Consider the following 21115-nt stretch of genomic DNA (forward strand, 5'->3'; position numbering starts at 1 on the left):
TTTAGAAACCATCAGACCCGATTTTCGGCATTTCTACTTAACAAAGAATTCATGTGCTATTGAATGCGATTTAGTGCCTTCCTATATATTAAAAAAAGTGTAGCCATTAAATATTGTTTTCGGCAGTGGATTTAATTTTAATCCAACGGCTTGCTGTTCAAAAGCGATTTGGGCCAGTCCCCGCGTCATATCTGCAACATCCATTGACTCCATTTCCTCCAATGAGAAAAAGTCTGCACCATCTACTTCAACTTCATCTGGTTGTGGCTGCCCTTCTACATACTCCATCGCAAATCCAACATAGACGTTATGTACTCGACCTGGATAATCCCCCAACATTACGACTGATTTCACTTTTGCAGTTACACCTGTTTCTTCTAATACTTCGCGTATGATGCTTTGTTCAATGAGTTCTGTTTGCCCGATATAACCACCAGGGTTTGTCCATTTTCCTTTCCCTGGATTATCTTTACGGCGGACGAGCAACATTTTTTCATCTTTTATGACTAAAGCTCCAACACTTATACTGTAATTTCCCCAATGAATAAACGAACAACTTGGACACGCTTTATACTTTTCATCATTAATAATACGCACTTCTAACACTTCCCCACAGTTCGGGCAATAATTCATTTCCATATAAAAACCTCCATATTATTGTTTTGATATTCGGATAAACAAAAAGCACCATTCAGGATATTCCCAATGGTGCTTTCTTATTTGTATTGAATTTCCAATACAATGATATCATTCCTATGACTATCATATACAACCGATTGATATTAAACCAATACTGCAGATAACTCTTTAGCGACAGCTTCCACTCTTGTTAAACCTTCAGCAATAATCGCTTCTGCTTGATCAGGTGCGGATGCATGACCTTCAATAATAACTTCCTGCACAATTTCCATACCAAATACGCCACCAAAGACATTTTTAATATAGTTAGCAGCCATTTCCATTGGTGCTGCTTCCGGTGTTGAATAAATACCACCACGCGCATTTAGAATAACAGCTTTTTTGTCAGTCATTAATTGTACAGCTTGTCCATTTTCATCATATTTAAATGCGTAACCAGCTTGGTATACATAGTCGACGAATGTATGTAGTTTAGCCGGGATTGTTAAGTTCCATAATGGGAAGGCGAAAACAACGATGTCTGCCGCTGTTAATGCATCCATTGCTTTTTGTTTTGCAGCTAAAAGACGTTGTTCGATATCTGTCATTTCTTCGCCCGATTGTACTTTACCGAAAGCGTCGAATAATTCTTGACCAAGATAAGGCATATCTTCTTCGAATACATCGTAAGTCGTTACGTTTACACCTTCAAGATTATTCATGAAAGTTTCATACATTTTACTTGATACAGCTTCTGATGCTGGGCGGTTATTTGCTTTGACTACTAATATGTTCATTTTATTAATCTCCTCTTTAAATCATTATTGTGATTACCTCGAATTCATACTATATGAATTCGAGGTAAATATCAACTCATTTGTTTCAGTTTACTTCCAGTGCCAGTCAGTTCGTCTCACAAACGAAATGCGTAAAGTATTTTACACCCTTCTCATAGGGCAAGCAAAATCGCCCGAGTGTTCAACCATTCTCCAAAACTCTCTAACTATCGTTTCAAATGGTATTGCCCATATGTACCGTGATTTCATTGTGAAAAATAACACTTTCAAGTGACAGTTACTAATATAGCGATTATGATTAGATATTGGTAGAAAGAAATGGGATGTTAGAAGAATCACCTATTGATCTGAAGCCTTGAACAGATATGAAAGGAATTTTGAAATGAAAACAATATTTAATCCAAACAGCTTAAACAAAAAGTTGCTCGCAATCTTTTTATCGTTAACAATTATTCCATTAATAATTACGGTTCTCGTGATTTATTATGCAATGGAACAAGGATTTACAAAACTGATTACCAATCAGCAGGAAGAGATGGAGCATACCATTCAAACGCAATTCAACAAGGCTTCCGAAGCCCTACTTGATGTTACATCGATTTATGCTGCAGATGAAGAACTTGTCTTAGCTTTGCAAACAGGAAAGCGTGATGAACTACTACAAGAGGTCGAGAAAATTTACCCTCGTCTTCAGGAGGAACATGGACTTAATGTATTTGAATTCGGAAATACATCAGGCATTGTTTCGTTACGTGGGCATAATCCAGATAAGCATGGTGATGACAAGAGCGGACTTTCAGCAATTCAATCTGCGTTAGATGGCCAATCGATTTCCGGATTCGAGTTTGGTTCAAGCGGTCTATCCGTTCGTGCATTTGCACCTGTAATCCACAATAATACAGTGATTGGAACCCTACAAACGGGTGTTGACGGTGCTTTTCTAAAGGAATTGAACGAGATGTTGCAAGGCGTGACAATCGATCTTTATGATAAAAGCGGAACGGTTGTTGTCTCTTCCGAAGAGGAAAATGTCGGGAAGGCCATTGATCATGCTTCAATATTATCTTCTGTAGAGAATGGAGAAGCAATCTCCGAGAGTAATGGCGAACGTCTGAATTCCTATATCCCGATGTATGATCCAACGCAAAGTGTGATTATTGGCGCCATCGGCATCAATCAAGACATATCTGTTATTGAGGACACGAAGCAACAAATTCTGTTAATCGCATTAGTTATTACAGTCGTGACATTGTTGGTTGTGCTGATTGTATCTATTAAGTTCAGTAAAACGATTTCGAATCCAATTAAATATATAGCTGGATTGATGGGGGAACTCTCTAAAGGTGATTTAACAGTTGCAATAAGAGAAAGTAACCGAAATGATGAAATTGGGCAATTAACGGAAGCGATGCAAGTTATGAAAAACACACTTCATGAGACACTTCAACAAGTTGCTAACGCTTCTCTCAGTGTTTCAGCACAAAGTGAAGAATTAACCCAATCAGCAATAGAAGTAAAAACAGGATCGGAACAAATTGCTATGACGATGCAGGATATTGCATCTGGAACGGAAAAACAAGCAGACAATGCTAGTAGTCTAGCTTATACGATGGGCGTTTTTGCTACAAAAGCACAAGAAACGAGTGAAAAAGGAGGGCAAATACAAACATCCTCTTTAGAAGTACTTGGCCTGACAAATGATGGACAACGATTGATGGCATCTTCAGAGAACCAAATGATGAAAATCGAAGAAATCGTTCAAGAAGCCGTTAGAAAGATGGATCACCTCGACAATCAGACGCAAGAGATATCTAAGTTGGTTTCTGTTATTCAAGAAGTGGCTGCGCAAACGAACCTCCTAGCCTTAAATGCAGCGATTGAAGCTGCAAGAGCTGGAGAACATGGAAAAGGGTTCGCTGTAGTTGCAGATGAAGTAAGAAAACTTGCAGAACAAGTATCTGTTTCAGTAACGGATATCACAGGTATTGTTAACAATATTCAAACAGAGTCATCAGATGTAACCGATTCGCTTCAAAGAGGCTACAAAGAAGTCGAACAAGGAACTCGCCATATTAATACGACAAGTAATACTTTAAATGGCATTAACGATGCTGTGACGGAAATGGTGGATAATATTAAAATAATTGCTGAGAATTTATCCGATATTGCAGGAAACAGCCTAGAGTTGAATAGCTCGATTGAGGAAATTGCGGCAATTTCCGAAGAGTCAGCTGCCGGCGTCGAAGAAACTGCTGCAACAAGCCAACAATCAAGTAGCTCGATGGAAGAAGTAGCGATGGGATCAGAGAAACTATCCGACTTAGCAGATGAGCTACATGAGCTGGTTCGTCATTTTAAGCTTTGAAATAAGCAAGCGTCACTATTAAAAAACAGTAAAATCCATATTAGTTTCTTTTAAAAAAGAAGTGAAACATTGTTTAGAGAAAAGAAGTCAGCCAGGTTAATTCTTGGTTGACTTCTTTTTTCACATTGTGACAGGTGACAGGAACCTTATCTGCTCACCTAGAAAACCTTCTTTGTATAATGTAGCTTAAAAGTAAGCCATCATAGCAGTTGAAAACTAAATCACTTCCTAACAAGTAACCAAATTATTTGTCAAATATTAATCTTTACCTATCATCCAAGAAGGTATTATTTCATGGATTCCTTACTCTTTTCCATTCCTATTACTACTATATTTAAAAAAACACACCAACCCTTTAAAGGGTCGGTGTGCTTCGTAATATGTTCACAAGTACTTGAGTAAAACGAACAGGAACTACTCTTGTTCACTTACTCGGTCGGGTAAACAAATATGTTCATCGGATTTGAGTCCGATTCTATTTAACACGCTTAGACTAGCATGTTTCCTTCTTTACTATATTTGATGATTCCTTCTGATGCTCGGTAAGCAAGCGCTCCTAAAGTATGAGTCGCATTGTAACCACTTTGGTGAGCATATGCTGATCCACCAACAACGAAAACATTATCCGCTTCCCACATTTGTAGGTAAGAGTTGACAGCAGATGTTTCAGGATCCGCTCCCATGATTACACCACCTGTATTATGTGTCGCTTGATATTTTGTTATGTCATAGTGCTCAAGTGACTCATTGTCAGAGACATGTGTTGCTCCCATTTCTTGCATGATTTTCTTAGTGTGGTTGTTTAGGAATTCACCACGTTTACGGTCCGTTTCCGAGAAGTCAAACGTCATGCGAACAAGTGGTTTACCGTGTATATCTTTATATGTCGGGTCTAAATCCAAATAGTTATTCACATGAGGCATAACTGCTCCATACGTGTGAACGTTAATCATACGGTTATAGTATTTTAACGATTGCTGTTTAAATTCTTTACCCCAGCTTGGTACACCAGGAGGAACTTGGTTGTTCTCAATTGGTCTTTTTCCTGATTGGTTAATGGTAATCATTCCACCATGTATAAAATCAAGATCTGTATGGTCAAAGTTATCAGCATTATAGTTATCTAATGTTGCACCGAGTCCACCTGAACCAATTGCAGTATTAAATTTACGATCATCAAAGAATCCGTTCGTACCTACGATTATTTGGTAACAGTAATTTTTCCCAATTGTACCTTTTTGCGTTTTAGGGTCATAGGCAGTACCAAGTTTTGAATTGAGTAACAAACGATTATTATTAAACGTATAACTTGTTATTGCAACAATATCTGCAGGTTGTTCAAATTTCTCACCTGAACGTGTATCGACATAAATAACCCCTGTTGCTTTTCCATCTTTGTGTAAAATTTCGATGACCTCAGAATACGGGCGAAGGTCAAAATTACCAGTTTTCAATGCTGTTGGGATAACCGTAACGTTTGGACTTGCTTTTGCACCATATTCACAACCGAAACGTTCACAGAATCCGTTCATTTGACAACCAGCTAAATGCTGACCATCTGGATTTTGATAAGGTCGTGAGTTGTTCGCTGCTGGCATGGTGAAAGGATCCAGTCCCATTTTTTTCGTTGTTTCTTTAAATAAATCAAGCTCAGGACCATGTTTCAATGCTGGATTTGGGAAGGGTTCCGAACGTTTCCCACGTAGAGGCGTCTCGTCGGCAGAAATACCAGCCATTTTATCAAACATCGTATAATATGGCTCCATTTCGTCGTAGGTAATTCCCCAGTCCTGGATGAGTAGCCCATCTGCAATTTTCTTCTCACCATATTTTTCAACCGTTTTTGATCTAATTTCAAAGTCATATGGGTTGTAACGGTCGGTCATTCCGTTCCAATGTGTACCTGCTCCTCCAACACCATTTCCTAACATGAAGGATCCATATTGACGCATTGGTAATGCGCGCTGACCACCATTATTTCTAAATGTTAACGTTTCTCTCGATAAATCCTGCATCAATTCACCGCGTATTGCATAGCGCAGTTCATCATGTTTCATACCAAAGTTTTCCGTTCCACGATTTCCACCACGTTCTAATCCGACAACTTTTAGACCTGCTTTACTGGCCTCAGCAGCTATAATTCCGCCTGTCCAGCCTACACCTACCGTTACAACATCTGTTTTAGGTAGTTTCGTAACCATAATGAATAACCCCTCTTCCTGCTGTTCGTATTTTATGAAGCTTTTTTATTTAGCTTCATTATTTTATATAATAATTAGTTTAGTCTGTCATGAAGACTCACTGGTGCAACTTCAATGAATTCTTTAGATGCCACTTGTTCAGCCGAATAAGTCATTTGAACACCAGGATACTCTTTCATCTTCCAACCTTGCATATCCTTATTCCCACCGTAAAGTGGATCAGCATACGCACCCTCTAAAGTTGCTTTGCGTAAAATTTCAAAGAAGAAGCTTGATTTAAGACCAGGTATCTTCACTTTATCATTTTCAAGAGCTACTAAGACCTCATCCTGCTGTTCGCCCTCTAATGCTGTAAATTTCTCTTTAAATGTCGCTTGACTATGATTCTCAATTGCTTCTATTCCTAAGTCAAAAACCTGATGATACTTTAATTGTGTTTGATAACCTTGAACAGCCTCTCCCACATGAAAGGGTCCCTGTCTATAATCTTTCGCATTGATTCCCCACTTACCTGCTAATTGGTGATCGATATAATAAGGAACTCCTAGACCAAGCGCACCTGGTCCATTTTCATCTTCAGGAAAAATTCGCTCTGTGGCCTGTCCTAGCAATATGAAATCCGCTCGATTCGTAAAATATTCTAGAGCGTGATCATACTGCTGTACTTTGGTTGCAACTGGAGAAACTTCTTTAGTTTCCCCCAATTGAGTTCCGAGCAATCCACCTAAAACGCTACCACCAACAACTCCACCGGCTACATAACCAGATTTTTTAAGAAAATCTCTGCGAGTAGATTTATTCGCTGTCTTTTTGTCCGCCATCGTTTGCCCCTCCTAATAAACCCCAAAAAAAATAGTGAAAGTTCTATTTTTAATTCATAATAAAAAAAGGGTTTTTATAATCTAGTATTTTTTTATGACACATAATGAATCATAAGTTTCCGCACAAAAAAACTTACAAACTCATTACCATAAGTTTATATTTTTCGACAAATATTAACATTTTTCGACATTTTTTAAGATAGAAGACCCACTATCTTATTGATCTCTATCTCGAAATGCTCATACAGTATACCACAAAAATCGACTTTTTTCTACCTTTTGTTTACACTATTGTGTTAGATTTTTGTGGTTACTATTATAATTTGGAGAATAATCTTTTTATATATTAAATGTTTTTAGATTTTTCCTTGTGAACTAAATCATTTGTTTCATGATGAAAGTCAACTCTTGGCGATTTTGGTTCCCGGCGCACGCCTTCTTATCTCTAGTCAATTTTTTATTATTTTTTCTACCAGATCACTATCTGGTTATCTGTGAGGGCAAAATAATTGGCTGTGCCAGAAGTCTCTATAAAATTGACTCAGTTCAATATCGCTTCCATTAGAAAACCTCCTTGAATTATGCGATAATAGTAGAACTAACGTTTTTACCTTATCAGTGAAAGAGGTCTTGTCATGAAGCCAGTCATCCTAGCCGAAAAACCAAGCCAAGCGAAAGCGTATGCAGACGCTTTTTCTGTGCGACGGCATGAAGGTTATTTGGAATTATTACCTTCTCCGATATTTTCAGAAGGTGCATATATTACATGGGGAATCGGCCACCTTGTCGAACTAAAAGAACCGAAAGAGTATGATCCAAAATGGGCCAAGTGGTCGCTTGCCAGTTTACCAATCTTGCCGGAACACTATGAGTTTCAAGTCGCAAAAGGAAAAGGCAAGCAGTTCGCCATTGTAAAAAAGCTGATTAAAGGTACTGATACTGTTATTAACGCCTGTGACGTCGACCGTGAAGGATCGAATATCTTCTATAGTATCTATTATCAAACGGGTGCAAAAAATCAGACGATTAAACGACTTTGGATTAATTCGCTCGAAGTGGATGAAGTGAGGAAAGGATTTGCGAACCTACAAGACAACCGCAAAGACCTTCTCATGTACGAGGAAGCGAAGGCCCGGCAGATTAGTGACTGGCTCGTCGGGATGAATGGTTCTCGCCTTTATTCACTTTTGTTGCAAGCACGTGGAATTCGGGAAGTATTTTCGATTGGCCGTGTCCAATCGCCAACTGTTTACCTTATTTATCAGCGGCAAAAGGAAATTGAAGCATTCGTTTCAGAACCATTCTATGAAATCGAAGCAACTTTTACCGCCGTAAATGGAACGTACAAGGGGAAAGCGAAAGCAAAGGAACCGAAAAGGGAAATTATCCGAGACCTACTTGCGAAGCATGACATCCAACCAAATTCACCGGGTGTTGTCACCTCTGTAGAAACAGTTGATAAGCGAACGCCGCCGCCTCAATTACACGCGTTGTCTACACTACAAGCTACAGCAAACCGCTTGTGGAAAATCAGTCCCGCCAATGTATTGAAGACTATGCAAGGGCTTTATGAAAAGAAACTTGTGACGTACCCAAGGACGGATTCCCGGTACATTACACCAAGTGAATTTACCTATCTGGCCGGACAAGTGACCGACTATCAACGACTCATCGGCCACCCTTTCCCTGTCGCATCACTCGCTCCGAAAAAAAGGTATGTCGACAGTTCAAAAGTACAGGAGCATTACGCAATCATTCCTACGAAGAAAATTCCGTCACAAGGGGTGATTGCCGGACTATCTACCATCGAGCGCAATTTATACGAAGAAGTTGTCCGGACGACGCTCGCCATGTTCCATACCGACTATCTCTACACTGAAACAAAAGTAACAACGGACGTCAACAAGCTACCTTTCTTCACAACCGGTAAAACAGAACGGGATAAAGGATGGAAAGCATTGTTTGTCCGTTCAACGAAGGAAAACGACAAGGACGAGCCTACGCTACCACCGCTTACGATGCGCGAACCGGTCGAAAGTGATATCAGCATTAAAGAAGGCAAAACAATGCCGCCTAAGCCTTATACAGAAGGTCAGCTAATCGCGATGATGAAAACATGTGGGAAACTTGTCGAGGACAAAAAAGAGACCGATATTTTGAAAGAAATAGAAGGACTTGGTACAGAGGCGACCCGAAGCGGAATCATCGAAACAATCAAAAGGCATAACTACATCGACGTAACGAAGAACATTGTTTCTATCACGGATAAAGGGCGTATTCTTTGCCAGGCAATTGAAGGGAATCTGCTTGCAAGTCCATCTATGACCGCCAAGTGGGAAACCTATTTGCGGAAGATTGGCAACGGTGAAGGAACGCAGGAACGTTTTCTAGGTAGTATTGCAAAGTTCATCTACAGCTTATTGGAAGAAGTACCAGGACAATTGAAATCTCAAAAGATTGATACAAAACTGATATCCAATTCCCCTGCTTCCCTCGCCATCGTCACGAATGGAATCGTTCCCTGTCCAGCATGCAAAACAGGTACAATCGTTGCGCGGAAAGATTTCTATGGCTGCAGTGCATACGCAAGTGGTTGCAAGCAGACTTTCCCCGCTGTTTTTTTAAAGAAAAAGCTTTCACCTACTCAAGTAAAGCTTCTTTGTACAAAAGGAAAAACCAACGTTATCAAAGGCTTCACTTCCAATTCGGATAAAAAGTTTGATGGAACCTTAACATTGGTAAACGGTAAGATTACTATAGAGTTCTAAGTTCCCAAAAAAGATATGTAACCCAAGATTTGTGGGTTGCGTATCTTTTTTTATCGACTTTATTAGTTAACAAAATAAAAACTCAGGTTGACACAACTGATAGTTTGAGCTTAAAATACTCGATATCAACTAAATTAACCTATGTCTGGGGATGTCTTATGAAAATTAGAGAGATGACACACGTTGCTTTATTCGCTGCAATTATGGGAGCGTTAGGTTTACTTCCTCCTATTTTTCTATCATTTACACCCGTTCCGATTACACTCCAAACGATTGGCGTCTTGCTTGCCGGAGGGATTTTAGGTGCTCGTTTAGGCGCAATGAGTCAAGTCGTTTTCTTATTACTCGTTGCTGCTGGGCTCCCACTCTTGTCAGGTGGCCGGGGCGGCCTCAGTGTATTTGTTGGACCGAGTGCGGGTTATTTGCTATCTTATCCCATTACAGCATTTTGCTTAGGGGCCATTCAGTCTCGCTTCAAAGAAGTAAGGGTTGCTACTATTTTGCCCATTAACTTAACTGTTGGTATTTTCCTTATTTACTTGTTTGGAATACCTGTACAAGCTTTCGTTATGAATATCGATCTGCTGCTTGCAGTCAAAATGAGTCTCGTCTATTTGCCCGGCGATCTCATCAAAGCAACACTAGCAACATTACTAGTCGTCAAATTAAAGAAGTATCCCGTTTTCAACAGAAAACTACTTTTCACTTGAATATTAGTGAATTTCATAATAGAGAATATTGTGGTAAAATTAGCAATTATGGAATTCGTTCAGATGCAAAAGTAAAAAGTGTTCTACCTGGGTCGGTGTCGGGGCTAAACGGGAGGGCACTGAAAAAGTGCTTTTTATAGTAAGAACTAGTTGATTGTAGTGGAGAGCGGCGACTCCAGCGGGAACAGCGCGAGCTGAAGACCCCGCAGGAACGCAGTGACGAGGAGGCTGAAGCCGTGCCCGCGGAAAGCGTCCGCTCGAAACGGAAATCAACGGGATTGAAGGAAATCGGATTTTTTCAGTGGCCTCGCTAAACAACGCCTTGCGCTTTTCTTACAAAAAGGAGAATTTATGTGCCTACGATTACAAGTTCCTATCAACAACAAGTCTTTGTCAATCCTGATAAAATAGCCATACAAACTTCTACCGAATCCATTACATACCGCGACTGGAATACAGTCGTTTGCAAAACAGCAAATTGGATACATTCGATAACTGCTACCCGCGGTGTCATCGGTATCTTCATGCCGAACAGTATTTCTTTTCTTCAACTATTCACAGGCGCTGCGATGGCTGGGCGTATTGCCGCAACATTTGACGCTAAATGGAAACCAACAGAGCTTGAACAGCGTTTAGTAATCTCGTCCCCTTCAGTTGTTATAACAACCGCCGAATTGGCTAAACACATTAGGGGCACGGAGTTTACCATCATTATTTGGGAAGATGCTTTAGACCAAATCCTGCAGTGTGATTCTTCTTGGAGCGAAAATTTCACAGGGGAAATACCCTTTTACATGGGTTTCACCTCAGGAACAACCGGTGTCCCTAAAGCCTTTATTCGTTCCCATGATTCATGGATTGCTAGTTTCGAATGTAGCCGGCATGATTTCCACATAGACAAAACTGATCATGTTCTCATTCCAGGTGCGCTCATCCATTCCCATTTTCTTTACGGAGCCATCAGTGTTTTGTACCTAGGCGGAACAATTTATCTATTAGAAAAGTTTTCGCCTCTACTTGCACTGGACTTCATCAAAAACTACCCAATAACAATACTGTATGTCGTACCAACAATGGTAGAAGCGATGCTCTTGGAAGACTATATCATCGATAAGCCTATACAGATCATATCGTCGGGGGCAAAATGGGAAGTAGATTCAAAACGAAAAATCCAGGAGCAGTTCCTTCATGTTAGGATGTTTGAGTTTTATGGGGCGAGTGAACTAAGTTTTGTATCTTTTTTATGTAATGACAGCGATGAGGACAAACTTGGTTCTGTGGGTAAACCTTTTCTTAACGTTGAAATTCAAATCAGAAACGCCCATCTGGATGAAGCATCCGATCGGGAAGTAGGTACAATTTTTGTCAGGAGCCCAATGATTTTTGATGGCTATATTCATCCACAATCACATGCCATTCAATCTATCAAAGACGAAAACAATTGGGTAACTGTCGATGATATGGGTTATTTAGATGATGACGGTTACTTATATATCGTCGGGCGTGAGAAAAACATGATTTTATACGGCGGTATAAATGTTTTCCCTGAAGAAATCGAAACGGTCTTACTGAGGCATCCCGATGTCGAAGAAGCAGTTGTCATCGGCATGAACAATTCGTATTGGGGACAAGTACCAGTTGCCGTCATAAAAGGGCATGCATCCAAGAAAGACTTAAAAAAGTTCTGTATGGATAATCTATCTTCTTACAAACTTCCACGTAAATGGTTTTTTGTCGGAGAGATACCCTATACAACTAGCGGCAAGATTGCCCGCATGCAAGTTCAACAATTAGTCGAAACCGAGGTGGTCAGAAATTAACAGGGCGGTAATCGTACAAGCGAAACGGACACCTATAGGAAAAAAAGACGGAATGTTCCGGGATATCCAACCTCATATTCTTGCAGCGCCACTTCTCCGAGTATTGTCGACGGTGATAACACATGAAATAGATGAAATTATTTTTGGAAATGTTATAGGGCCCGGGGGAAATATCGCCCGTTTGTCTGCGTTGGAATCAGGGCTTCCTTTATCGGTAACTGGAATGACAATTGATAGGCAGTGCAGCGCAGGCCTTGAAGCCATTCGGACAGCGTGCCATTTCATTCAAGGAAAAGCAGGAAATTGTTATATTGCAGGGGGTGTGGAAAGCACCAGTACCTCCCCGTTTCCAAAAAGAGCACGATTTTCCCATGACCATTTAGGCGACCCTGATATGGGCGTAGCTGCAGAAAATGTCGCACAAAAATACAAAATCACTAAAAAAATGCAAGATGATTATGCACTCCTCAGTTATAAGCGTAGCTGGAATGCCTATCGTGAAGGTTTGTATCAACCTGAAATTATTGAATTCGGAGAAATGACTATAGACGAAAGCTTTTATAAAGAACGCAATATGGAAAAGTTGTTAACACGCGCTAAACCCATTTTCATAAAAGATGCCGGTACAGTAACTGCCGCAAACAGCTGTGGTATTAACGATGGGGCTGCGGCGGTAGTTGTCATGGAAGAAGGACTTGCCAAGGAACTACATATGAAACCCGTTCTACGATTTGTCGACAGTGAAGTAAGTGGAATACACCCTGATTATCCGGGTATTTCTCCAGTTCCAGCAATCCGAAAGTTATTGACTCGAAACGGTTTGTCGATTGAGGATATCGACTTGTTTGAAATAAACGAAGCCTTCGCTTCAAAAATTGTTGCATGCGCGCAAGAATTATCGATTCCCTACAAAAACTAAATGTATCCGGCGGTGCTTTGACAACAGGACATCCTTACGGGGCTTCAGGTGCAATTCTGGTTACCCGGCTATTTTATGAAGTTCAACGAAGAAAAGGGATGAAATATGTGATTGCTTCCATTGGAAGTGCTGGCGGTGTCGGACTCGCAGTGTTATTTGAGGTGATTGGATGAAAACAGAAAAACAGTCGTTCATTTTCCAAAAAGAACAAGTACAGAAATATGTTCAAATGCTCGGTGACTTAAATCCTGTCTATGATAGCGAGGAGAGTGCACGGCAATTGGGATTTCGGACAATCCCTATCCCACCTGTAATGCCAGTGACTCTCTATAAATCATTCGAAATACCATGGACGTTACAAGCGCCTGTTATCCTTCGTAAACAACAATGCATAAATCATATTAAAATGTACATTGATGAAGTATACACCGGTTTTATTTCATTATCGGATGTGAAAGTCAGAAAGGGACATACATTCAGTAAACAGACACTATTTCTATACAATCTTGAAGGGGATTTGTGTTTCAGCGGGATCTCTCAACTTGTTTCAGGTGAATTGGTATGATTGAAATAAAGTTACTTTTGACGCAGCAAGACATTGAAAACTATGCTGAAATTTCCGGTGATTATAATCCAATCCACCTGGATGATGGTCAGGCAAAGAATCATGGATTTTCAGGAAGAATCGCCCATGGCATGCTGGTAATGGGGAAAGTTTGGAGTGCGGTTTCAAGCAATTTATTAAAGCCTAATGACTTCCCATCGAAGTATATAATTGATTTTTATTCGCCTATTCATGCAGAAGACATCGTAGTTTTACAGGTCGTACACGATGCAGATAGACTTCAAATTGAAGGAATATGCGAAGAGCAAATTGTTATTAAAGGATCGATTATAATAACATGAAAAAAGTCACTTCCTATTTTATTTAGGAAGTGACTTTTTCGACTAATTTAATTCATATTCCTCGGCCAGAAGCTCCATTTCCCTAACAATATCAGTATCGCTGGAATCAGAAGTGGACGTACAACGAACGTATCGATAATAATACCAAGTGCCATGATAAACCCAAAGAGTTTAAGTTCGTAAATTGGCATTGTCGCAAGCACCAGGAATGTTGCTGCCAGGACAAGTCCCGCAGAACTGATGACGCCTCCTGTTTTATCGACTCCCCTTCTAACCGCATCTTCAAACGGCATTGACTTCATCTCTTCACGTACTCTTGCAATAAGCATGATGGAATAGTCGACGCCGAGTGCAATTAGGAAGACAAACGTGTATAACGGAATTCGGTAACTGATTGCTTCCAGTCCTAAAAAGACGTCGAATAGGAAGAGGGATAGACCAAGTGTAGCCGCATAGGACAACAGAATTGTGCCCATCATATAAACCGGTGCGATAATCGAACGTGTTTGGAGTCCAAGCATGATCGAAATAAGTACCGTCATGATCGACATAATAACAATCGTATCTCGCTTATTAACATCTCGAATATCTGCAATTTTCGAACTCTCTCCAGCGACATACAGTTTCGTTTCAGTAAGTTCAGCATCTCTTAAAATCATTTCACTGTTTGCGCGGACTTCTTTCACAGCATCCAGTGCTTCTTTATCATACGGATTGCCTTTAAATGTGATGGAGAATTTAGCACTTTTTCCATCTTCCGTAGAAGGATTTCCTTGAGCAGTAATACTCTCAACGCCTGGTAGTTTTTCAAGCTTCTCAATTGCAACAAGCATTTCTTCCATACCCATTTGTTCTTTCGAAACGAAAAGCAGAGTACTAGGTGCTAAACTTCCTTCAGTAAATGATTCGCCGAGTCGCTCATACCCTATGCGAGAAGACAAATCCTCCGGGAAGGATTCAATTAGATCATAAGATTCTTTAATATTGGTCACATTCCACGCTCCGATTAGTAACAGCAATAGAATTGGAACCATAAACATGGCAGGGCGTTTCGTAACCTTAATTGCAACTTTTCCCCAAATGGATGCTTTCTCTTCTTGCACTTCTCCATATTTTGGAATGACCGGCCAGAATGCTCTTCTGCCAATCAATGCAAATAGTGCTGGCAACAGCGTAAGTCCTGCAATAAGCATTGCTATAGCTGCAATGGCAAAAGCAGGCGCAAAATTACGGTACGGTTCATAAAGGGCGAAGAATAATGTTGCTACTCCCAATATGATTGTGCTCCCACTAAAGAAAATTGGTTCTTTTACATGACGCATCGTTTCAGTCATTGCATCATTAACCGACTCATATCTTTTTAGCTCTTCACGATAGCGTGAAAAGATTAGCAAAGAGTAGTCTGTAATAACTGCGAATAATAATATTGTCATAATCGACAGTGCCTGGCTATCTACTAAAAACCATTCTGCCTGTGTCGTCAGTCCGATTATCTTGTCAACAACGACATACACAATCGCTGCCCCAGCAAGCGGGATTAGTGTCAACAATGGGGACCGATAAATGACCAACAGTAAAACGAGAATTATTCCAACAGTAGATAATAATAAAATGACATCCGCTTTACTAAATAATTCAACTGCATCAGAAGCGATTCCAGCAGGTCCCGTCCATGATACTTCAATACCCTCATCTATTTTAGGTTCTACATCTTTTTTAATCGATTTAACTAAATTATTTAGTTCCTTACTTTCTAGCTCCCCTGCTAACGTGAGAGGTACAAAAAATGTTTTGCCATCTTCAGAAAGAAATGTTGCCCGAACGTCCGGAGAAAGTTTCGTCAACGGGACTACTGTCACTTCACCTAACGTCGGATCGACTTGAAGTGACTCAAGTGTTTCTGAAAATCCGAAAAGATCCTCGTCTGTTAAACCGTCTTCAGTATGAAAGACAGCAAACAAGGGTAATCCACCATCTGCTGGAAAATACTTTTCAAGATTCCTTTCCGCTATGATTGACTCTGCATCGGCTGGCAATCCACTGTCTTTATTGGCAGTGACAAATTCATTGCCGCCGGGCGCAAAAGCAGAAAGAACAATTGCAAGTAAAATCCAGATAGTAGCTGACCATACCCATAATCTTTTTCGGGTTCGTTTTTCATTTGCCATTATCGTTTGCCTTCTTTTTCAGTCATGAATGTAATGACGACAAACAAAGCAAAACTCGTTAACAAGACTGTTCCACCGATTATATAGAAAATAAGCGAAAATGTTGAATTAATGCCAAATGGTTGCATAAATTGCAACCACATCCCAGTCGTCAGACCAATTGCACCAATAATACCAGTCCAACCGTGAACGGAGACGAGTTTTTTAGCTCGAACTTTATAAATCTTGTAAAAGACGCCCCAAGCAAATAGTGACAACCAGCCAACCAATAAAATATGCGCGTGGATTGGACGGAAGGCAGCTGATCCAGAACCCGCCATATGTGAGCCTAATATTGTTCCTATAAATCCGAAAATTGCAGAAACACGAATAAGCCGTAAACTCCATTTTTCTTGCATGCAAAATTCCCCCTATGTTGTTGATGTTATACATTTATCTTAGACTTCCTTTATGAACGGAAGATGAACAGGACATTACAACTTCGGAAAATTCATAGTAAAAGTTGTGCCACTCCCATTACCACTAACTACTTCAATCGTCCCGCCATGCAATTTCACGACTTGCTGGACAATGGACAATCCAAGTCCTGTTCCTCCAGTTTCCTGGGTTCTTGAATGATCTGCCCGATAAAAACGGTCGAAGATGCGCGCCAGTGCTTTTTCCTCAATACCAATCCCGTTATCCCGAACAAGGATTATAACGTGGTCCGTCTCCTCTGCTAGCACTATTTCAATCGCTCCGCCAATTTCCGTATACTTCAACGCATTAGATAAAAGGTTCTCCCATACTTTTTCAAGGAAGGCAGGATCACCAGTAAAATGGACCTCTGCAATATCCATCGACAATGTCATATCCTTTTCCTCTAACAACCATCTATACTTGCGGATTGTCTCCTTCAACTGCACATCCAATTCAAAGGTTTTCATCTCAAGTGGGGATGCTAACTGATCAAGCGAAGTTAGTAGCAACAGCTGTTTCGTTAATGAAGACAATCGTTCCGTTTCTGATTGGATGACAGATGCATAACTTTTTCGCGCCTCTTCCGTTAGCATATTGTCAAAAAGAAGCTCCGCATAACCTTTGATATTTAGCAAGGGTGACTGGAAATCATGCGACACATCGCTTATGAACTCTTTACGTATTCGATCATTTTCACTCAATTTCTCTGTCATTAGCTGAAAACTTTTTGCTAGTTGCCCAATTTCATCTTTTCGGTTAATATCGAGCGTCCCTGTAAACTGTTCATCGCCAACTTTTTTTGTTGCCGCAGTCAGCTCCGTAATTGGATCAATCAGCTTTTTAGCCACAAATAACATTGATAGCAAACTGAAAACAGCCATGACTAAAACCATTCCACCTAAAATATAATGGACTTCTGTGAATAGCATTTTAATATCGGGGCGTAGGAATAGTGCAAACGTTTCGTTGTTATACTTAAACGGAACTCCGACTGTGTTTGTCAACTTATTCGAGAAATAGCCAGTTACAAACGTTTCGCTCGGGAGATCTCTCATCCCATGGTATTCTTCACCATTCATTACCTTATCTATGACTTCGTTTGAAAGTTTTTCTTCTCGAAATCCGTCCCCATACATAGTAGACTTTAGATTTTCATTGACCACATAGAGCTTATATCCGACTGCTGATTGTGTTTCCAAATAATCTTCAAGATCGATATCCTTATTTGACTCAATGAATGATACAATGCTTTTTACAATGTTCATATTCTTCTCGTCGTTCTGCCCTTTCAAATGCTGATGGTAATATGTATTGATGGCGAGAAATGCGATGAGCGTACTCACTATCATTATCACCACTGTTGTCGCAATAAACTTCCCGTATAACGATCTCATAGCGAGGACACTTCAAGCTTATATCCAATACCCCGCAAAGTAGAGATGGTCACTTCCCCAGTGAGTTTCGCCAGCTTGTCTCGAATCCGCTTAATATGCACGCTCAAAGTTTGTTCATCGCCTTCATAATCATAACCCCATATCCGTTCAAGCAAAGTTTCTCTTGTGAACACATGATTCGGTCGTGATGCTAAAACTGAAAGTAATTCAAACTCTTTTAAAGGAAGAAGGAGTATCTTTTTTTCGACGGAAACTTCATAGCTCTGCCGATTTATTTTCATCGGGCCTGCCTGGATAAACACATCAACCGCCTTGTCGTATCTACGTAAGATTGCATTTATTCTAAATAACAATTCCTTTGGTTCAAATGGTTTTACAACATAATCATCAGAACCCGCAAGAAAACCCTTTTCCTTATCTTCTAATTCCCCTTTTGCTGTCAACAATAGTACCGGAATATCCAGCTCTGCTCTAATTCTTTTTGTCAGCGTATACCCATCCATACCTGGCATCATTACATCCACCACTGCCAAGTCGGCTAATTCCTCTTCTAGTATCGTTAGCGCCTTAAATCCATCAGACGCCTTCAGAACCGTATAACCCGCTTGAGACAATTGAATAGACACAAGTTCCAATATATTAGGATCATCATCTACCACAAGTATTTTCATCATGAAACATTCCCTTTCTTTCTACCGTATAACTTATACCATTCCGCGTTTAATAAACCTGATAACAATATGATAACGGCCGTCAAATAAAACCAGATAACAAGTAAGATAATACCCGACAATTGGCCATATAAACGAGTATAGTCAACATTCGAGACGTAGCTTCCAAACACTAGAGAAAATAACTGCCAACCAATAGCAAAAAAAATCGCACCCGGCAGCGCTTCTTTAAATGTAACTTTGCTCGTTGGTACAATTTTGTAAAATAAAAGGAAAAACAGAAGTAAAAAGAGCGTACCCAGCCCCCATTTAACATTTGGCCAAATATAAAGCCAACCTTGCCATTCTTCAATTGTATCGTAGTATGTCACTACTTTGAATAAAGCTTTCTCAATAATTGGAAGAAACAATGATAGTGGGATAACGAGCATAAAAAGGAGTGTGACGCCCAAATCACGGATAAGGACTTTCCAAAATGCATAACGGCGTACATGGCCATTCGCAAGATCAAGTGAACGAGCTAACGACTGTACAGCCATGGAAGTAACCCAAAATGCTGCTATCAGGCTCACATACAGTATTTTCCCATGGCCTTTATTTAGAACTGCTCGGACATTGTCTTCTATTACAGTGAATGCCTCAACAGGGGCGAAGGGTCTCAGAAAGGTTAGTAGCATTTCTTCATTAACTGGAAATAAGCTAAGCAGGGATAAAATGAAAAGGAAAAATGGAAACATCGACAATAGAAGATAATATGCCGTCTGCGCTGCTTGATCAAAAAAGCGTTCCTTGAAAAAACGACCGATTACATTTTCAATAATTTTCATACGCTTACCTCCCTATTCCAATATACCCTATTCTAAACAAAGCCAATGGATTACCACAAAAATTAATTATGAATATTAATTCCAATAGCAGAATTTGGTTTATTGGGGTCGACTAATCCATTAAGCCAGTCTAAGGTCAACTGGGCTATTAAAGGATTACTTGAACTGCTTCATTAACTACGGTAGACTATTACTTATAGTTAGGTAAAAACTAGGAGTGATTTGCAGATGGATATCTCTATTACTAAAGCTTTACGTGAACTTAAAACCTTGGATGCACGTATACTAAAAAAAATTAGTGAAACTACTTTTGCGGCTTCAAAAAAACCAAAAGAAACGATTCGCGGCTTCAAAACAATCAACGAGTTCGAAAATGAAGCAAAAGAGAGCTTACAATCCATTAAAGATTTGATTTCTCGTAGAAAACAAATCAAAAAAGCGATTGTTGAATCCAATGCAAAAACAATTGTAGAAGTTTCTGGGGTTAAAATGACGGTTGCTGATGCAATTGAACGTAAGAATTTTATCGAAATAGAGAAATCACTTCTTTTTAAAATGAATAATGACTATGGTCAATCTCAAGTACGCGTAGAAGAAAATAATGAACTTGCCCAAGATAGACTAGACACGCAACTAAATAACATGATTTCTAAAGATGGTAAAACAGACTTAACCGCTGTTGAAGGCTATAAAAAGCTGTTTTGGGAATCTGAGGAAACTAAATTGATTGATCCAATCAATGTAAAAGAACTAACTACGAAAATGGCAATTGATATTGATACTTTCGAAGATGATGTAGATGTAGCACTCAGCGAAATCAATGCGCGTACATTAATAACTGTTAACTAGTACATAACCATTTTGATTTGCTGTTATAGCGAAAAAGAAGAAAGTTTTCCCGTTTGCAGGGTCTGGGTCAAACCCCTGCACTACAATCAACTTAAATAATTGAAAAAAAGCTCAAGGCTAAACGTTTAAACCTAAAAGGTAAACTTTCAACTTTCTTAAATTACAAAGTTCAATAATGAGCAATTAACAATCTATAAAATCTCGGGTAACAGGTGTAATGGGATTTAAAACTTCCTTTCTTCTCCTCCGAGCAGCTATGACAGCACAAAAAGAGTGATCCTTAGGGGTCACTCTTTTTGTTTGAAGTAAGTATAATTATATAAGTAGGACGACTTTACATGGAAAGAGTAAACATGTCCCTCCCTCACAAAGAGAACCTCCAACTACCCATTGGCGCGCGAGCAATCCAACCTTCAATTATAATTTAATATAAACAACAAAAAAAGCCACTGCCTAAAAGGCAATGACTTTACTTTGAGACCGGCGACGTCCTACTCTCACAGGGGGAAACCCCCAACTACCATCGGCGCGCGAGCTTAACTTCCGTGTTCGGGCTCCGAAAGTCGATGAACGGCAGATTTCTATGTCAGCTTCAGTCGTCCGGTTCTCACGTATTTCATACGCTCCGATCCTCTTGCCTTCGCTTCCTCGAACTCTACCGTCCCTCGCCTTTCTCGCATTCCACTGGATCAGATCAATATAACCTTCGGTTAAAATCTAATAAAACAAAAAAAAGCCACTGCCCGAAGGCAATGACTTTACTTTGAGACCGGCGACGTCCTACTCTCACAGGGGGAAACCCCCAACTACCATCGGCGCTGA

16 protein-coding genes, 1 rRNA gene and 1 pseudogene are annotated in these 21115 nt (G+C 40.0%); 8 read left to right on the plus strand and 10 right to left on the minus strand.

The window, feature by feature from the left end:
• Nucleotides 1–81: 81 nt before the first annotated feature.
• Together AC1TO6_RS09600 and AC1TO6_RS09605 are read right to left on the minus strand one after the other, a co-directional pair.
• Nucleotides 82–639, minus strand: coding sequence for an NUDIX domain-containing protein (locus AC1TO6_RS09600; RefSeq protein WP_482101379.1), 558 nt, complete (start codon nt 637–639; stop codon nt 82–84).
• A gap of 143 nt (nt 640–782) precedes the next feature.
• The gene (locus AC1TO6_RS09605; protein ID WP_482101380.1) at nt 783–1415 is read right to left on the minus strand and encodes an FMN-dependent NADH-azoreductase; all 633 of its coding nucleotides are present in this window, start codon (nt 1413–1415) and stop codon (nt 783–785) included.
• Nucleotides 1416–1797: 382 nt separating this feature from the next.
• On the opposite strand from AC1TO6_RS09605, the gene AC1TO6_RS09610 reads away from it, so the two are divergent.
• On the plus strand, nt 1798–3780 hold the full coding sequence (locus AC1TO6_RS09610) for a methyl-accepting chemotaxis protein (protein ID WP_482101381.1): 1983 nt from the start codon (nt 1798–1800) through the stop codon (nt 3778–3780).
• 488 nt (nt 3781–4268) lie between these two features.
• Here AC1TO6_RS09610 and AC1TO6_RS09615 read toward each other — a convergent pair whose 3' ends face one another.
• Together AC1TO6_RS09615 and AC1TO6_RS09620 are read right to left on the minus strand one after the other, a co-directional pair.
• Nucleotides 4269–5981: a GMC family oxidoreductase gene (locus AC1TO6_RS09615; protein WP_482101382.1), complete on the minus strand. Its 1713-nt coding sequence runs from the start codon at nt 5979–5981 to the stop codon at nt 4269–4271.
• Nucleotides 5982–6055: 74 nt separating this feature from the next.
• Nucleotides 6056–6802 carry a gluconate 2-dehydrogenase subunit 3 family protein gene (locus AC1TO6_RS09620; protein ID WP_482101383.1) on the minus strand — a complete coding sequence of 249 codons (747 nt, stop codon included), beginning with the start codon at nt 6800–6802 and terminating at the stop codon, nt 6056–6058.
• 635 nt (nt 6803–7437) lie between these two features.
• On the opposite strand from AC1TO6_RS09620, the gene AC1TO6_RS09625 reads away from it, so the two are divergent.
• The 6 genes and pseudogenes from AC1TO6_RS09625 (at nt 7438) to AC1TO6_RS09650 (ending at nt 13925) form a co-directional block, all read left to right on the plus strand.
• Nucleotides 7438–9570, plus strand: coding sequence for a type IA DNA topoisomerase (locus AC1TO6_RS09625; RefSeq protein WP_482101384.1), 2133 nt, complete (start codon nt 7438–7440; stop codon nt 9568–9570).
• A gap of 158 nt (nt 9571–9728) precedes the next feature.
• Entirely contained in the window at nt 9729–10280 is a 552-nt protein-coding gene (locus tag AC1TO6_RS09630; RefSeq protein ID WP_482101385.1) for a biotin transporter BioY, read from the plus strand.
• A gap of 353 nt (nt 10281–10633) precedes the next feature.
• Nucleotides 10634–12100, plus strand: a complete 1467-nt coding sequence (locus AC1TO6_RS09635; RefSeq protein ID WP_482101386.1) for an AMP-binding protein — start codon at nt 10634–10636, stop codon at nt 12098–12100.
• A pseudogene (locus AC1TO6_RS09640) lies at nt 12096–13192 on the plus strand (acetyl-CoA C-acyltransferase). The gene AC1TO6_RS09635 and the pseudogene AC1TO6_RS09640 overlap by 5 nt, the downstream one beginning before the upstream one ends.
• Nucleotides 13189–13584: an FAS1-like dehydratase domain-containing protein gene (locus AC1TO6_RS09645; protein WP_482101387.1), complete on the plus strand. Its 396-nt coding sequence runs from the start codon at nt 13189–13191 to the stop codon at nt 13582–13584. The pseudogene AC1TO6_RS09640 and the gene AC1TO6_RS09645 overlap by 4 nt, the downstream one beginning before the upstream one ends.
• Nucleotides 13581–13925 carry a MaoC/PaaZ C-terminal domain-containing protein gene (locus tag AC1TO6_RS09650; RefSeq protein WP_482101388.1) on the plus strand — a complete coding sequence of 115 codons (345 nt, stop codon included), beginning with the start codon at nt 13581–13583 and terminating at the stop codon, nt 13923–13925. The genes AC1TO6_RS09645 and AC1TO6_RS09650 overlap by 4 nt, the downstream gene beginning before the upstream one ends.
• A gap of 47 nt (nt 13926–13972) precedes the next feature.
• Here AC1TO6_RS09650 and AC1TO6_RS09655 read toward each other — a convergent pair whose 3' ends face one another.
• From AC1TO6_RS09655 to AC1TO6_RS09675, 5 genes are all read right to left on the minus strand, one after another.
• Complete coding sequence (locus AC1TO6_RS09655) at nt 13973–16093, minus strand: MMPL family transporter (RefSeq protein ID WP_482101389.1); 2121 nt, start codon at nt 16091–16093, stop codon at nt 13973–13975.
• Nucleotides 16093–16491 carry a hypothetical protein gene (locus tag AC1TO6_RS09660; protein ID WP_482101390.1) on the minus strand — a complete coding sequence of 133 codons (399 nt, stop codon included), beginning with the start codon at nt 16489–16491 and terminating at the stop codon, nt 16093–16095. Before AC1TO6_RS09660 ends, AC1TO6_RS09655 begins: the two co-directional genes overlap by 1 nt.
• A gap of 75 nt (nt 16492–16566) precedes the next feature.
• Complete coding sequence (locus AC1TO6_RS09665) at nt 16567–17946, minus strand: HAMP domain-containing sensor histidine kinase (RefSeq protein WP_482101391.1); 1380 nt, start codon at nt 17944–17946, stop codon at nt 16567–16569.
• Entirely contained in the window at nt 17943–18617 is a 675-nt protein-coding gene (locus AC1TO6_RS09670) for a response regulator transcription factor (protein WP_482101415.1), read from the minus strand. Before AC1TO6_RS09670 ends, AC1TO6_RS09665 begins: the two co-directional genes overlap by 4 nt.
• The gene (locus AC1TO6_RS09675; protein ID WP_482101392.1) at nt 18617–19444 is read right to left on the minus strand and encodes a YihY/virulence factor BrkB family protein; all 828 of its coding nucleotides are present in this window, start codon (nt 19442–19444) and stop codon (nt 18617–18619) included. Before AC1TO6_RS09675 ends, AC1TO6_RS09670 begins: the two co-directional genes overlap by 1 nt.
• Before the next feature lie 228 nt (nt 19445–19672).
• Here AC1TO6_RS09675 and AC1TO6_RS09680 point away from each other — a divergent pair, with 228 nt between their 5' ends.
• Entirely contained in the window at nt 19673–20293 is a 621-nt protein-coding gene (locus AC1TO6_RS09680) for a hypothetical protein (RefSeq protein WP_482101393.1), read from the plus strand.
• Nucleotides 20294–20772: 479 nt separating this feature from the next.
• On the opposite strand, the gene rrf is transcribed toward AC1TO6_RS09680, so the two are convergent.
• Nucleotides 20773–20897 (minus strand): 5S ribosomal RNA (gene rrf, locus AC1TO6_RS09685).
• Nucleotides 20898–21115: the final 218 nt, after the last annotated feature.

It is taken from the genome of Sporosarcina sp. Y352 (assembly GCF_056786535.1).

What these genes read in the sequence shown, in the direction of transcription:
- AC1TO6_RS09600 (WP_482101379.1), bottom strand. Translation starts at nt 639, where the DNA reads ATGGAAATGAATTATTGCCCGAACTGTGGGGAAGTGTTAGAAGTGCGT.
- AC1TO6_RS09605 (WP_482101380.1), bottom strand. Translation starts at nt 1,415, where the DNA reads ATGAACATATTAGTAGTCAAAGCAAATAACCGCCCAGCATCAGAAGCT.
- AC1TO6_RS09610 (WP_482101381.1), top strand. Translation starts at nt 1,798, where the DNA reads ATGAAAACAATATTTAATCCAAACAGCTTAAACAAAAAGTTGCTCGCA.
- AC1TO6_RS09615 (WP_482101382.1), bottom strand. Translation starts at nt 5,981, where the DNA reads ATGGTTACGAAACTACCTAAAACAGATGTTGTAACGGTAGGTGTAGGC.
- AC1TO6_RS09620 (WP_482101383.1), bottom strand. Translation starts at nt 6,802, where the DNA reads ATGGCGGACAAAAAGACAGCGAATAAATCTACTCGCAGAGATTTTCTT.
- AC1TO6_RS09625 (WP_482101384.1), top strand. Translation starts at nt 7,438, where the DNA reads ATGAAGCCAGTCATCCTAGCCGAAAAACCAAGCCAAGCGAAAGCGTAT.
- AC1TO6_RS09630 (WP_482101385.1), top strand. Translation starts at nt 9,729, where the DNA reads ATGAAAATTAGAGAGATGACACACGTTGCTTTATTCGCTGCAATTATG.
- AC1TO6_RS09645 (WP_482101387.1), top strand. Translation starts at nt 13,189, where the DNA reads ATGAAAACAGAAAAACAGTCGTTCATTTTCCAAAAAGAACAAGTACAG.
- AC1TO6_RS09650 (WP_482101388.1), top strand. Translation starts at nt 13,581, where the DNA reads ATGATTGAAATAAAGTTACTTTTGACGCAGCAAGACATTGAAAACTAT.
- AC1TO6_RS09655 (WP_482101389.1), bottom strand. Translation starts at nt 16,093, where the DNA reads ATGGCAAATGAAAAACGAACCCGAAAAAGATTATGGGTATGGTCAGCT.
- AC1TO6_RS09660 (WP_482101390.1), bottom strand. Translation starts at nt 16,491, where the DNA reads ATGCAAGAAAAATGGAGTTTACGGCTTATTCGTGTTTCTGCAATTTTC.
- AC1TO6_RS09665 (WP_482101391.1), bottom strand. Translation starts at nt 17,946, where the DNA reads ATGAGATCGTTATACGGGAAGTTTATTGCGACAACAGTGGTGATAATG.
- AC1TO6_RS09670 (WP_482101415.1), bottom strand. Translation starts at nt 18,617, where the DNA reads ATGAAAATACTTGTGGTAGATGATGATCCTAATATATTGGAACTTGTG.
- AC1TO6_RS09675 (WP_482101392.1), bottom strand. Translation starts at nt 19,444, where the DNA reads ATGAAAATTATTGAAAATGTAATCGGTCGTTTTTTCAAGGAACGCTTT.
- AC1TO6_RS09680 (WP_482101393.1), top strand. Translation starts at nt 19,673, where the DNA reads ATGGATATCTCTATTACTAAAGCTTTACGTGAACTTAAAACCTTGGAT.